This is a genomic window from Mycoplasma sp. 394 (assembly GCF_054353895.1).
Window position 1 is genome coordinate 194,744 of record NZ_JBTHHL010000001.1, and the last position, 15,358, is coordinate 210,101.

Consider the following 15,358-nt stretch of genomic DNA (forward strand, 5'->3'; position numbering starts at 1 on the left):
TATTGCTGTATTTTTAAAAATGATTATAATTTAAATATGAATAAGCAAATTAAAGTAGGAATTGTAGTTGAATATAATCCGATGCATAATGGACATATTTATCAAATTAATTGAATTAAAGAAAAATTTCCTAATGCAAAAATAATCATAGCGATGTCTTATAAATATTCACAACGTGGTGAAATAATTTGCTTACCTTTTTATCAAAGAAAAAAAATGGCTAAAAAATATGGAATTTATAAAGTTATTAAAATAAATAACAAAATCTCAGCACAAGCTGCACATATTTTTGCTTCAGAAGCCATTAAGTTGCTTAATAAAGCAAATATTGATTATCTTGTTTTTGGTTCTGAAACAGATGATATAAACACTTTTATCAATGTTGCTCAAATAATTAAGAATAATCAAGAAAAATATAACCAACTTGTTAAAAAATACCTAAAACAAAAAGGTAATAGTTTTCCAAGAGCAACAAATTTAGCATTAAGCAAATTAAGTGGATTTGAAATTAATCAACCTAATGATATTCTAGGTTTAGAGTATGTTAAAACTATAATAAATAATAATTTTAAAATTATCCCTATTTGCTTAAAACGTACCATCGGATTTCATAGCGAACAAATAAGTAATAATTTTGCTAGTGCGACAAAATTAAGAGCAATGCTTAAAGAAAATCAAAGTATAAAGCCATTTTCTCCTTTTGATATAAATAAAATCAAGCCGAAATTTCTTATAGAAAATACTTATCCAAAATTTCAAAAGATTGTAAGAAAACTATCAGCATCCAAAATAGCTCAATTTCATATGGTAACTGAAGGAATTGAAAATCTTTTTAAAAAACATATTGAACAATCAGATTATCAAAGTTTTATCCAAGCATGTGTGAGCAAAAGATATACTGCAAGTAGAATAAAAAGAACATATTTATATGTTCTTCTTAAAATTAAGAAATTCGTTATTTAATTTTAATAGAATATGCATTGATATTTTTATAAGGAATATCATTTGTGTTAAAAATCATAGTTTTCTTAATTGAATCAACAGTTATTTTAAAATTATAGATATATGGAATAAACAGATTATTAAAAACTGTGATTTTTACAATTTTTGCTATTGGATAATGAAAATAAAAAGTTTTTTGTTCACATTGATTAATAAAATATGAAGTTAAAATTTGATAATAATTAACTTGTGACAATGGTTTTATAGAATTATCATTTGATGTTAAATGTCTTAAAATAAATCCAATATTATTAGGAATCAAGCAATATAATTTAACTAAAAGTTTTATTTTATCTATTAAATAAAAATATCCTGATTTTTCAAAAACCATAAACTTTTTTAAATCAAAGATAGTAGTGTATTTTGATTTAAAAGTTTTTATAATTGCTTTAAATATATGATTGTAGTTCGATGAAATCCTAAAATCATATAGGTAATCATCAAAAACTTGAAATGTTTCAAAAATAGACAAATTACTTTCGTTTTCTTCATGGATATATATTGATCGATTATATAAACTTTTAAATGCATATAATGTTTTTTTTAAGTAATTAGTTATTTCTTCTTTGTCTTTTTTATTAATTTTATTTATCTTAGATGATATGTTTTTTAGCATTAAATCATCATTGTTGAATACTTCGGAATATTTCTTAGTAATTAAAATTAAGTTATCTCTTAATTCATTTTTGCTAGGATCAAATTTACTTAAATCTAGGTTTTTTGTTACTAACATATCTTCATATATAACATTCTGTGTCGATGTTAGCGTTTTTTGTATTGTTTGACTATCTTCTGAATCATCAAGAATGTTTTCGTTTCGGTTAATTGCATTTGCAATAACCAAAATATTACTAAAGTTCAACTCATAAGCAATTGAAATATTTTTAAATTGCGAAATCAAAGAAAGAAAATTTTGTAATAATTTCAATTTTCTTTCTTTTTCTTTTTTATTTTCAAGTGTATATTTTGAACTTTTTTCAATATACATAAATTCTTCATTGAAAAAATATAAATATATATCAGGAATAACAACAATAAATTTTGTTAATGATTTAGTTGTGTTTTTAAGGTGAAAGAATACCGAATCATAATATTCTTGGTTTTTTTGATAGTTACTTTTTGTTATTACTTCACCATCTAAAAATACAAAGTTCTTATTATCAAAATTATGTGAAGTTTGTGATCAAGAATGTCTCAAATAATACATTACTTGGAACCTCCGAACTTTTTAGTTGGATATCTAACTCAGCAAGGTTTATTAAAATATTATGAATCTTTTTAATTCCGTATAATTTTATAACTTGCAAAATCTTCTTATACCTTCAATCTTGCAATTTTGTTTGTTGCATTATATCATAATCAGTATATTCAAGTTCTTTGAGATTATAAACCCTATCTGCAAGTGAAAAAATACTAAAAATCTGTGACATTAAAGTTATTTCATTATCACCTTCACTACTGCGTTCAAGGTATTTTTGATAAATTTTACCTACATCTTTACTTTCTATCGAATTTATAAAAGCAAATTGGTTGTTTAACTTATAGTCTGATATAAAATCGTCAATAATATCCTTAGTTAAATTATCGGTATATGAAGTCATTTTCTCAACTTCATTTTGGATGATAAATAAGTTTTCTGGTAATTTTTCAAGCAAGTAAATTAAGTTACTTTGTGATATTTTTGTTCCCTTAGAACGAATAAAATTACCTATCTGTGTTCTTATTTCATACTTATTTATTTTATGTAGTTCTATAACTTTAAAAGCGCTCAAAATAAAATCTGTTAAATTATTTCTTGCATATTTAATTTGATTTAATACTAAAATCAAAGCATTTTTGTTCTGTCGCATAAATACTTTTTTAAAATATTCGATTATTTCTTTGTCTTTTTCGGAAGTTTTTGTTGCAGTTAATAGATTAAGATTATAAACGATAAATAATTTCGGTTGCTCAAACAAATTTTCACTTGAAATTTCATCTAAAATTTCAAGTAAATTATAATTTTCACGATAAGTAAAGATATTTTCATCTAAAAATTTTTCCTTAATTTTATTAATTTCGCGATTTATAAAAAACTCTTCATCACCTATTATAAAATACATAATAATATTATAACTGATAATGCCACTTTTTATAAAGATACATCATTAAAATAGAGCAAACATAAATTAAAACTACCATAATTTCTTTAACATATAAAAATTCAATTTTGATATTTACTACAAAATATAGCATCATTGAAATAATTGAGTTTACACTGTATATAACTAAAAAAGATGCAAAAGGAAATCAAAATAAAACTAACGATACTATTAAAATTATCTCATATAATATAGCAAAAATAGGTATGATTAAAAAAGAAAGCAAATTTATATTTTTATTCATATAAATTATGAACAAAATTGATATAAATCATAATGCTAATGAAGTAATAATTTTTGTTTTAATTCTAGTTAACTTTTTTGTAAAAAGTAGTAGATAAGTTAAAATAAAGGTGATAAATAATCCAACAGATAAATTAATTTGATTGTTTAAAGCAATACATATAAATGCAGTAAAAAGATATTTATCAGACTTATCCTTGAAATATTTTTTATTTCTAGGGAGTATTTTAAAAACAAAAGCACGGTTAGTTGAAAAACTTCAGTTACACAAAAATCAATAAATTCCTATAACAAAAATTCCAATTCATTTTCTTTTTGTTATTTTCTTTAATATTTTATCAATTATCCCAAAATGTAGTCCACTAATAATAAGCAGATGCATAATACCAATTTTTGATGCATTATCAATTAACGATGATGTTTTATATGTATATCCAAATGTCATTGGGATCAAGGTTTGCTGGTAACCATCAAATTTTGAGTAAAAATTAAAAATATAGTAGCGAAAATCTCAGTTTGTAGCAGGTGAAATATTTGTTGATAGGATTTTTTTATAACTTGTTTCAGCAATGTTTCCTTGCACATTGATAAATTGATAAATTGAATAATTATCATTATAATTTGAAATATAATACTTTAAATTTCAAAAATTTCGTATTGCTATATAGCTTTTATAAACACCAATTACTTGGAATGTGTTATTTACACCTGATGCATAAAAATATCTATATATAAGCATTTTAGATAATAAAATTACAGATAAAATTACTATGAAAATAAGCAGCCGAATTAAGTATTTTCTAAAAATATAAATCTGAATTAGTGAAATAATTATCCAAAAAAGTAAAATCAAAATACTAAATGATGATAAAACAAGATAAAAGAATGTTAAAACCAAAAATGCATTAAATGATGCTATTCTAGAATCAAGAAAGTTCTTAATTTTTCAATTGTTTTCTGGCCAATACCAGAAATTTTTGAAAGCTCGTCTCAAGTTATTATGTATCCTTTACTTTCTTTATAATCAATTATCTTTTGTGCATATGATTTACTTATCCCATAACTTGTTAATTGATTGATTGAATGCAAATCTTCTCAATTAAGTTGATGGTTTTTAAACGGAACATATATTTCTTTATTTTCAATTGCTAAATCATCTAATTTAAATGCAGATACATCTCCATCTGGTAATAGTTTTGTAATAAAGAATAACTGCCGATATGTTAGTGGACTAGAACTTTCGTGAATCCCTGTTTGTTTTACTGCACCTTTTAAGATATATCTTTTTATCATTTCTTTTTTTACTGTATTTTGCTGTGGTGTAGCAAAAAAAGTAAAATAACTAAGTGTTCCAAGTGTAGCTGCTATCAAAATTATGCTTATTATATATTTAAAAATTTTTGCTTTCATATTTTATATATAGATTATTTTAAAAAAAGAAAGCAAAAAGAACAAAAAAAGAACTTTTTAAGAACTTGAAATTTAGTAAAATATAAAGAACAAGGAGATTTATGTCATTAAAAGCAGGTATTGTCGGACTTCCAAATGTTGGAAAAAGCACATTGTTTAGTGCGATAACTAAAAAACATGTTGAAGCAAGCAATTATGCATTTACAACTATTGAGCCTAATATTTCATCGGTTCCTTTAATCGATGTAAGATTAAAAAATATAGCTAATTTAGTTAATCCAAAAAGAATAGTATGAGCAACTTTTGATTTTGTTGATATTGCCGGATTAGTCCAAGGTGCTTCAAAAGGTGAAGGATTGGGAAATAAGTTTTTAGCTAACATTCGTGAAGTAGATGCAATTATTCATGTGGTTCGTTGTTTTTTAGATAAAAATATTATGCATGTTTCTAATTCAGTTGATCCAGTTCGCGATAAAGAAATAATTAATATTGAATTAATTTTAGTTGATTTAGAAACAATTAATAATGTGTTAAACCGTGTTGCAAAGAAAGCTAAATCAGGGGACAAAGATGCTATTATCGAGCAAAATGCCGCAATGAAAATAAAAAAAGCACTCGAATCTGAAATACCTGCTAGGGAAGTTGACTTAGATGAATATGAAAGTAAATTTATTAAAGGGTATCATCTATTAACTTATAAACCAATTATTTATGTTGCTAATTTATCATCAGAACAATTTTTGGATTATAATAATGATGCAGTTTATGTGAAACTAAAAAAATCTTTAAAAGATTATGAAAAACTTTTACCGATTTCGGTAAAAGTTGAATCAGAATTAACCGAAATCGAAGATGAAAATGAAAAACAAGAATTTTTATCACTTTATAGAATAAAAACTAGTGGATTAGATTTACTTACCAAACATGCATTCGATTTATTAAATTTACAAACTTATTTTACAGCCGGAGAATTAGAAGCAAGGGCTTGAGTGTTTCATAAAGGATGAAATGCTCCTAAATGTGCCGGAGTAATTCATAGTGATTTTGAAAAAAAATTTATTAAAGCAGAAGTAATTTCTTATAATGATTATATAAATTATCAAGGTGAATTAGGTGCTAAGAATGCTGGAAAAATGAGATCGGAAGGAAAATCATATATAATGCAAGATGGTGATGTTTGTCACTTTAAATTTGGTAAGTAACTTCTTTATGGGGGTTTTGTATAATGGTATTATAGCAGTCTCCAAAACTGATGATAAGGGTTCGATTCCTTTAACCCCTGCCATATCAAAATGATCAAAAAAACCTAGTTGTTGCTAGGTTTTTTATATGCAAATTCCACAATTCTTGGTTTATTAGCAATATCATTAATAATTTTGATGTCATATTTTCATTTTTGATGATTTCATCAGTTTAAATGTAACGGGTTGATTTCAAAAAATATTTTTGCTTCATTTTTTAAATATTTATCAGCTTTTTTAATAATTTGCTGATAAAAATATAAACCATTATTATCAGCAAATAAAGCATTATGTGGTTCAAAATTAAGAACTGATTTATCAAGTTTTTCGTTTGTTGATAAATAAGGTGGATTACTTACGATAACATCGAATTTACCTGTGATGCTATCAAATAAGTCGCAATTGATAATCTTGACTTCTAAATTATTTATCTTCTTATTTAAGTTACTTTGCATAATTGCTTCATCAGAAATATCAGATAAAATTACTTCTGAATTAACAAAATATTTTTTTAATGCTAGTCCGATAAAACCTGAACCACAGCATAAATCTAAAATTCTTAATTTAGCATTTTTAGGATACATCTTTTTCACATATAAAATTAATTCTTCGGTTTCATATCTAGGTATTAAAACATTATATCTCAGATCAATTTTTACATCAGCCATTTCAATATATCCGATTATTTTTTGAACTGGCATACCTTTCATAAGTTGTTGTTCTTCAAAAGAAGATATGTTTTGATCCAAACCATATCTTCTTTTTTCAAGCAATAAATCTGCTTTTGTTGACATTAGATCCCTGCTTCTTTTATTTTTTCATTTTGTTCTTCTGCTAATAATGCATCAATAATCGCATTCAACCTACCTTCCATAATAGGCGCTAAGGATGTTGAATAACTGATGCGATGGTCAGTAACACGATCTTGTGGGTAGTTATAAGTTCGTATTTTTTCAGCACGCGCTCCTGAACCAGCAAGTTTTCTAAATGCTGATTCTTCGGCATGCTTTTTTTGAATTTCCAAATCATAAAGTTTAGATTTTAAAATTCGCATTGCAATCTCTTTATTTTGGATTTGTGATTTTCCTTCTTGACAAGATACTACAATTCCACTTGGAAAGTGTGTAATTCTAACTGCTGAATCAGTTGTATTAACTGATTGACCACCATTACCACTTGAACGGAACACATCAACACGGATATCTTCGGTTTTCACTTCTATTTCTACATCATCATCAATTTCTGGCATTACTGTAACAGTAGCTGTAGATGTATGAACACGTCCTTTTGCTTCGGTTACAGGAATTCTTTGCACACGGTGTACTCCTGATTCAAATTTTAATTTAGAATAAGGTTTTTCACCTTTCACAGCAAAGGTAACTAATGTAAAACCCCCTGCTTCAGCTCCAATTGAATCTAATAATGTAATTTTCATATTATTTTGTGTACATCATTTTGAATACATACGGTATAAATCACCTGCAAAAATATTTGCTTCATCGCCCCCAGCTGCTCCACGAATTTCAACTATTATATCTCTGTTATCATTTTCATCCTGTGGAAGAATTAAAATTTTTAATTCTTCAGTTAATTTGTTCATTAATTCTTCGGTTGTTTGAATTTCAAGTTTAGCAAATGCCAAAATTTCTTCATCTTTTTCTATTGATAACATTTCTTTTGCTTGTGTATGATTTTCTTGAGCATCAAGGTATTTGTTAAAAACTATAACAATATCTTTAATTGAATTAATTTCTTTGCTGATTTTGTTATATTTTTTTATATCCGAAATAATTTCAGGTTTTTCAAGCGACTTTTCAAGTTCTTGATATTTTTCCTTGATTTGATAAAGTGATTTATACATTGTTTGTTCCATAGTATTTTTATTTTATCATAATTTAAATATAAAAGAACCAAAGCGTTCGCTTTGGTAAATTTATTTACGATATTTCGCTGGAACACCATCTAAGTTGATATGACAATATCCAAATGGATTTTTGTTTAAGTAATTTTGATGGTATTCTTCTGCCTTTGTATCATCACTAACAGGTAAAATCTCAATATAATTATCTTTACCTTCAGTTTCTTTAAATGCTTGATTTAGCTTTTCAAATTCAGCTCTTAGTGCAGTTTCATTAGTATATATCCCAACACGGTATTGTACGCCACGGTCATTTCCTTGTTTGTTTAATGAATAAGGATTAATAATTAATAAAAATAGTTTAAAAATATCATTAGGTGTTAAAACATCTGCATCATAAATAATTTTTACAGCTTCAGCATGCGATGAACCATTACATACTTGTCGATATGAAACACCTTCGCTACCACCATTAATATAATGAACACTTGTGCTTAAAACACCTTTGACTTTTTGGAAGAATGCTTCTACTCCTCAAAAGCAACCACCAGCTAAATATACTTCTTTGTTCATAATTTCCTTTCTGTATAAAATTATATATAAATTCTTTAATAAATAAATTTCATTTATTTCTTTCTTTGTTATGAAAATAAAAAAAATTTTCAAATTTTTGGTTTATCTTGTACAATAAAACAAAACAATGTAAAATTTTTTCATCTATTATGATGTTGATTCCTTGTTTGTTATAATTGCTCCGTATATATATATATATAGGTTGTGCTTTCACTAAAACCACTTGTATATAGGAAGAAATATATTTATATACCTTTTAAAACATAATAGAGGTTTATATGAATTTAAAAAAACTCAAAACCTTGCTAGTATCTGCATCAGCAGTTGGATTACTAGCAAGTATTTCAGCAACTGATTCACAACCAGCAACTAATAAAGATAGTTCTAAATCAGTTGATAACACAAATAACGATTCTCTTTATCAAATTTTTCCAGGTGTACAACAATCACAATATCAAAAAGATAAAGACTTTTTAATCACAAATGATGTAAATATCATTTTTGAAGAAGGAATTGATGATGCAACAATTGCACGTTTTGATGAAGTATTAAAACTAAAAAAACTGCATTATAAAGCAACACGCAGGTTTATAGCAGGTAAAACTAATATTTTAGTCGGAATCAAAGGTGATAGCACAGATGATTTAGTTGATAAAAAAGTTAAAGAAATAGGAATCAATTTAGATGATAGTTTAAATACTAAAATCGATTCATATCAATTGGATTCTAAAAAAGTTGATATCGACGGACAAGAAACTGATTATATAACAGTTATGGCTAAAAATTCCGATGCTGCTTTTTATGGAGCAACCACCTTGTGACATATCTTTAAACAACTTGATGGGAACAAAATTGCAAGTTTTGAAATCAAAGATTGAGCAGATGTTAAAACTCGCGGAGTTGTTGAAGGATATTATGGAAATCCTTGGAGTTTACAAGATCGCCAAGATTATATGAAGTGAGGAAGTTACTATAAACTTAATGCATATATGTATTCTCCAAAAGATGATCCAAAACATCGCATCAAATGAAGAGAGTTATATACACAAGATGAACTTGATCGTTTGATCAAACCGCTTGCAAAACTTGGTAATCAAACCAAAGTAAGGTTTATTTATACCTTACATCCATTTTCAGATAGCAGAATGACTATTGCAAACTATGATAGCGATTTGAAAGTATTGAAAGCGAAATTTAAGCAAGTTATCGATGCAGGTGTTCGTCAAATCGGGGTGTTAGGTGATGATTTTGGTAAACCATTTAAATCAGGTAATGATCAAAATGCTGAAACCCAATCTGAAAATCAACAAAAGAAATTTCTGGAAGATTTAGTTTCTTGATTAAAAGAACTTAAAAAAGATTATCCTGATTTAGTTCTAACCATACCTTATGTAGTTGATGAGTATATGGGTGATGGTCAAAAATATTTTGCAAGTTTTCCACCAGAAGTATCAGTTGTTATGACTTCAGGGGCAATTTTCGGAACCGTAAATAATGATTGATTAAAAAAATATGATCAAACATTATCAAATCAAATACAAACTCAAAATACAGATTCAAAAACAACTGCAAATATGGTGAATCCACCATTATTATGGATAAATTGACCAGTTAGTGATCAAGCCAAAACCAAACTGATTTTAGGTGGATACAAAAACTTTTTAAAACCAGATGTGGATGCTTCTAAGTTTTCAGGATTACTGCTAAATCCGATGCAACAAGAACAACCATCAAAAGTTGCTATTTTTGGTGGAGCAAACTATGCTTGAAAAGTTTGAAAATCCGATGCAGAAGCAGATAAAATCTGAGAAAACTCCTTTAAACATGTACTAAATAATTCCGAATTTGATAACGCAGTTTCAATTGCATTTAGAGAAATTGCAAAACATATGATTCATCAAGATCAGAGTAATTTATCTCCCCCACAACTACAAGAATCACAAAATATCAAGGATATAATTACAACACTGCAAAACAAATTATCTAATGATTCATTTACTGATTCAGATATCAATTCATTAATCGATGCATTTAATACAATTTCAAACTCTTTAAAAATCTTTTCATCTTCTACTTTAAATCCACAGTTAATTGCTCAAATGAAACCATGACTTGATTCTTTTAAAGAATTATCTGCTGGAATTACTATGTTATTAAATGGGTTAAAAAGTTATAAAAATGGTGAGCCAGATAACTTTATTGAATTTGCTAATGTAGGTAAAAATTTGATCGATGCATCTAAAAAACATAGTTTCGATTACTTAGGTAATCAGTTAAATGCTATTCCTGGTTCACAATACATCCAACCACTTGCACAAAAATTAATTGATTGAACCTTAAATAAAATTAATAATCAAACATTGCAACCTAGCAGTTTTACCAGTACTTTTATCACTGAAATGAAAGGTAAACAAGGAAACATCGATCCATCAGTTGTTTTTAATAAAGATAATACAACACAACTTATTTATACTCAATCTAACGACGCTAGTGCTGGCATCAAAGCAGGTGATTGATTTGGAGCAAGATTTAATCATCCTATTTCGCTACATTCTGTTTTTGTTAAATTTGTAGGGGCAGAAGGAAATCACTTTTTAACGTCTAAATTACAATATCAAATAAATAACAGTGACCAATGAGTAGATGTTCCAAATCAAACATCAATAAATTATTCTGATAATGAATCAACAGGTAAAGATATAAGTTTTAATACTATATATAATGTAATTGCAATAAGACTATATGATACAGAAGAAGCACCAAGAAATAATAAAAATTTACGTTTATTAGAATTTCGTGCTAATCCAGATGTAGCTGCAAGTGATATTGCATATACAGGGCTACAATTTAATCAAGAAAATACTACTATGCAATCAAAAGATGCTTATCAACCTGATGCACATAGTGGACCTGCTTATTTAACTGATAATAAATTATCAACAGAAGGATGATATTCTAATGCTAAAAACGGTCAAAATGATACTGTTTTCGTCGGTGACACACTAGGATTCAGTTTACCAAGCAAGCAACTTGTTACATCAATCCGAGTAGAACAAGCTTGATCAAAACCTGCTGATGCATTAAATGATTTTATTGTAGAATATAAAGATGAAAATGAAACAGACCCAAGTAAGCAATGAAAACAATTTGGAGCATTTCATCTTAATAATCAACAAATTCAATATATTTCAGGTTATGCTAATGCTAAGGATTTTAGATTTAAAGTAGTAGCACAACAACATGTATGATGAAGATTAGCTGATATTTCAGTATATGGACCAAATTATACCAGTAAGCAAAAATATCGTATTTCTTCAAACATGAAAGTTTATCAAGATTATAACTTAGACCATGTTTTGGATGCAAATGATCAAAGTTTCGCATGACTGTCACATTCTGATAATGGAAATGTGCAAAATAGTGATTATGTTGATATTGATTTCAAGCGTCCGATGCAAGTTGCATCCTTAAGGATTTTGCAAGAGAATGCTGATAAAGTACATAATATCGTTATTCAAGCAAAAAGAAATAACTTACCAATTGATTCAGATGTTGAAAATATCACTGATGCAAAAAATGATCAAAATATCAATATCCCCGATTCGTGGGGTATTATAACCGGGATTAGAATTAAATCAAAAGATAATTTGCAAACTTGATGAAAATTACATGATGTGTCATTTGTTGAAAAACCGCAGCCATCAAATAAATACTTATTCACCGATATCCAAAGTCCAAATCTTGTTACAGATAAAATTGATAATACATTTAAATTATTTAACCAAAATAACCCCGATGCAACCTCGAATATCACTGTTGCAAAGGACAAATTCATCGGTATTGATTTAGGTGATGTATATAATGTAGATTCAATAACAAAAGATATAACAAATCCAGATACAAATCTAAAACTACAATATTCATCAGACGGATATCAATGAACAGATGTTGAAAACACACTTAGTGCTCCAGTAAGAATGCAATTTGTGAGATTAATAAACAAAAAGACAGGCAATTCGGATACTAATTTATCAGTTACTTTTAAAAATTTACAAGTTCATATTATAGATTTTAAAACATTTGGATATTTAGTTTCTTCAACCATAGCAAACAATCATAACAACACAGATACAAGAAATTCAAATTATGCTTTTGATGGTGACATTAACACATCAGTTAGCTTTACATCAACACCTAAAAAAGATAATGAAATTATCTATGATTTAGGTCAGCAAATTGATTTAAAATCTTTACGGATTTATGCAAGTAAATCAACTTCAAATTATCCAAGAAATATAGAAGTTTTAGCATCGGCAACTAATGAAACATCTGCTCATTGAACATCGCTTTTTAGTATCAATGATACCGTCGATTCAACTAATAACTTAGCAAATGTGCAAGCAGGAACAGAAGATCCAAAATATCCAAATGCTAAATATTGAGGAAAAGATGATATCTCTACAAAAGCTAGATATATAAAACTAAAGATAACCAAAGATTATCCAGCAAATACATCATTAACAATTAATGAAATTTTAGTTAACAAAGGTGTCTATATCCCTGCCGATAACGATCCAAGGTTTGGAGGAGAAAATTACTCAGAAATTTCAAAAGATACCAAACCTGCTAATACATTAGATTCAAATTTAAATACATATTATGAACCTAAAAATGCTGCTGGTAAGTTAATTTGGTACATCGAAAAAGGTTATTTTGATAACCGTAATTTAAGGGTTGTTTCAGATGGCGATTCATATGCATCAGTTTATGTAAATATTCTTGATACATCTACAAATGCAGTAGAAAAGAAGTTGGTAGGTAAATTATTTACAAATATTGTTGCATTCAAACTACCACATCAAACAAATAAAGCAATTATATCTGTAGAAATTGATTGAGATGCAAGTAAACCTAAGCCAAAAATTACTGAGTTAATTGGTTATGATATTATCCAAACTGCTGAGACTGATAAAAATGCTTTAAAAACCTTAGTTCAAGAAAACATTGAATCAACTTATAACAATTGAACAAAAGAATCAAAAGCAAATTATGATGCAATTAAAGCTATTGCTCATGAAGCAATTAAGGATGATGAACTCTTAACACAAAAAACTATTGATGATATTAAAACCAGACTAGAAAATGCTAAATCTTCTGCTTTAACTAAAACAACTAAACAACAACAATTACAAGATATTTTAAATTCTGTATTAGAAAACACTGATAATGTAGTCTATACTCTTGATTCATATAGTAAATATCAAAACACTATTGATGATATTAAAGCAGCACTGAAAAATACAAATGATTTGACCGATTCTACTGTAACATCACTAAAACAAGCATATCAAAAAGCAAAAGAATCACTGGTTGTTTCTGATGTTCAACAACAAATAGCACAACTTAACATCAAAAATTTCGATACTATTAATAAGTTAGAATATACTGAATCTTCTTATAATTTGTTAAAAGAGAAATCAGATGCATTAAAAGCAGAGTTAAGAAAAACTAATCCATCTGCAGTTGAGTTAAAAAAACTTAATGATGCATATATCCATGCATACAAATCCTTAGTAGCATCAGTCAAAGGTGCTAAATTACTAGCATATAATGAGTATTTAGAAAATGATGCTTATGGATTTACAGATAAATATCAACTTCGCTTTCCTAGCTTATCTAAAAATATTGCTGATTTAATTAATCAACAGAGTGTGGTAATAAGTAACCCTGATGCTACTTCTGACCAAATTGATGAAGCTTTAGCATCGTTGAAAATAACTACTAATAAAGCAATTGAGCAAAGAAATCATTTGATTTCAAAATATCAACTTCTTACCAAAACACAAATTCCTAATACCAACAATATCTATACAACAGATTCATATGCTGATTACAGTCGAGTTTTTAATCAAATTAAAAATAATCTAATCGATGTTCAAAGAATTACTGAAAAACAAATCAATGATGCACAAAGTCAGATAACAAATGCACAAGATATGCTGAAAATTAATCCATCTAATTTAAATGATGCAAAAAAATATGCTCTAGCTCAATTAGAAAAATTAGATGATAAACAAGATTTTGCAAACAAAATTAATGCTTCCGATTTAACAGCTGATAAATTAAGTGAAATTTTAAAGCAAATTAATGATTTATATAATGCACAAGAAACCAAAAAATTACAAGATCAAAGAAATAAAACAAAAGCCTTAATTGATAAAATAAAAGACTTAAAGATAAAATCTGATTTAACTAATCAAATGTCAGATGCAGATAATATTATTGATTTACAAAAAATCTATCTTACAGCAGATGCACAAATAAAAGCAGAAGCAAAAGCACAAACGGACTTTGATATATATAAAGAAAATATCAAAGGAATTGCAAATCAAATCTTAGATTCAACCAAGAAAGGTCAATTCATCGGTCAAATTGATGCTGCTACTACTAAACAACAGCTAGATTCACTAAAAACTTTAATAGATAAAGAAATTAATGATGAAAAGCAAGCACAACAAGCAAAAGATGAAAAAACTAAGGAGCAATTAGATCAAGCAAATTCAGATGTTGATGCATTAATCAAAAAACTTCCTGATAATCTGCAAGTAGCATATCTTAATAAACATGAGCAAGTTAAAAATAACATTAATGATGTTAATGCATTAAAAGATGAAGTTCAAAAGAAAATTGATGAAATTAACAAAAATCAAGAATCTAAACCTAAAACACCTGAAAATCCTATACCAACTGAAAAACCAGCAGAGAAACCTAAACAACAAATCAAAGCATCTAATGGTTGAAAAATAGCTGTAGGAGTTATAGTAGGAATTTTAAGTTTAGGTATCATTAGTGGGTTAACATACTATTTTATAAAGAAAAAACGTAAATAA

10 protein-coding genes and 1 tRNA gene are annotated in these 15,358 nt (G+C 27.0%); 4 read left to right on the plus strand and 7 right to left on the minus strand.

Going from position 1 to position 15,358, the window contains the following annotated elements; all coding sequences use genetic code 4:
* The first annotated feature begins 36 nt into the window (after nucleotides 1-36).
* A complete protein-coding gene (locus ACXYRQ_RS00685) occupies nucleotides 37-963 on the plus strand; it encodes a nucleotidyltransferase (RefSeq protein ID WP_458607191.1) in 927 nt (308 codons plus the stop codon).
* Here ACXYRQ_RS00685 and ACXYRQ_RS00690 read toward each other — a convergent pair.
* The 4 genes from ACXYRQ_RS00690 to ACXYRQ_RS00705 form a co-directional block, all read right to left on the minus strand.
* Nucleotides 956-2,209, minus strand: coding sequence for a hypothetical protein (locus tag ACXYRQ_RS00690; protein WP_458614483.1), 1,254 nt, complete (start codon nucleotides 2,207-2,209; stop codon nucleotides 956-958). The two genes, ACXYRQ_RS00685 and ACXYRQ_RS00690, sit on opposite strands and share 8 nt — an antisense overlap.
* Nucleotides 2,169-3,104 (minus strand): DNA polymerase III subunit delta, encoded by a 936-nt coding sequence (gene holA / locus ACXYRQ_RS00695; protein WP_458614484.1) that lies wholly within the window; start codon nucleotides 3,102-3,104, stop codon nucleotides 2,169-2,171. Before holA ends, ACXYRQ_RS00690 begins: the two co-directional genes overlap by 41 nt.
* A 7-nt stretch (nucleotides 3,105-3,111) precedes the next feature.
* Complete coding sequence (locus ACXYRQ_RS00700) at nucleotides 3,112-4,125, minus strand: ComEC/Rec2 family competence protein (RefSeq protein ID WP_458607193.1); 1,014 nt, start codon at nucleotides 4,123-4,125, stop codon at nucleotides 3,112-3,114.
* A gap of 176 nt (nucleotides 4,126-4,301) precedes the next feature.
* Nucleotides 4,302-4,796 carry an MAG0490 family ComEA-like DNA-binding protein gene (locus tag ACXYRQ_RS00705; RefSeq protein ID WP_458598091.1) on the minus strand — a complete coding sequence of 165 codons (495 nt, stop codon included), beginning with the start codon at nucleotides 4,794-4,796 and terminating at the stop codon, nucleotides 4,302-4,304.
* A 101-nt stretch (nucleotides 4,797-4,897) separates the two neighbouring features.
* Between ACXYRQ_RS00705 and ychF the strand changes: the two genes are divergently transcribed.
* Together ychF and ACXYRQ_RS00715 are read left to right on the plus strand one after the other, a co-directional pair.
* Entirely contained in the window at nucleotides 4,898-5,998 is a 1,101-nt protein-coding gene (ychF, locus tag ACXYRQ_RS00710; RefSeq protein ID WP_458614485.1) for a redox-regulated ATPase YchF, read from the plus strand.
* Between the two features lie 9 nt (nucleotides 5,999-6,007).
* Nucleotides 6,008-6,081, plus strand: a tRNA-Trp gene (locus ACXYRQ_RS00715).
* Nucleotides 6,082-6,102: 21 nt separating this feature from the next.
* Here ACXYRQ_RS00715 and prmC read toward each other — a convergent pair.
* Genes prmC through msrA form a run of 3 tightly spaced genes read right to left on the minus strand, consistent with a single transcriptional unit; the run spans nucleotide 6,103 to nucleotide 8,468 of the window.
* Nucleotides 6,103-6,831, minus strand: a complete 729-nt coding sequence (gene prmC / locus ACXYRQ_RS00720; protein ID WP_458607194.1) for a peptide chain release factor N(5)-glutamine methyltransferase — start codon at nucleotides 6,829-6,831, stop codon at nucleotides 6,103-6,105.
* Nucleotides 6,831-7,910 (minus strand): peptide chain release factor 1, encoded by a 1,080-nt coding sequence (gene prfA, locus ACXYRQ_RS00725; protein ID WP_458614486.1) that lies wholly within the window; start codon nucleotides 7,908-7,910, stop codon nucleotides 6,831-6,833. The genes prmC and prfA overlap by 1 nt, the downstream gene beginning before the upstream one ends.
* Before the next feature lie 60 nt (nucleotides 7,911-7,970).
* Complete coding sequence (gene msrA / locus ACXYRQ_RS00730) at nucleotides 7,971-8,468, minus strand: peptide-methionine (S)-S-oxide reductase MsrA (RefSeq protein WP_458607196.1); 498 nt, start codon at nucleotides 8,466-8,468, stop codon at nucleotides 7,971-7,973.
* 278 nt (nucleotides 8,469-8,746) lie between these two features.
* Here msrA and ACXYRQ_RS00735 point away from each other — a divergent pair, with 278 nt between their 5' ends.
* Nucleotides 8,747-15,358, plus strand: coding sequence for a beta-N-acetylglucosaminidase domain-containing protein (locus tag ACXYRQ_RS00735; protein ID WP_458614487.1), 6,612 nt, complete (start codon nucleotides 8,747-8,749; stop codon nucleotides 15,356-15,358).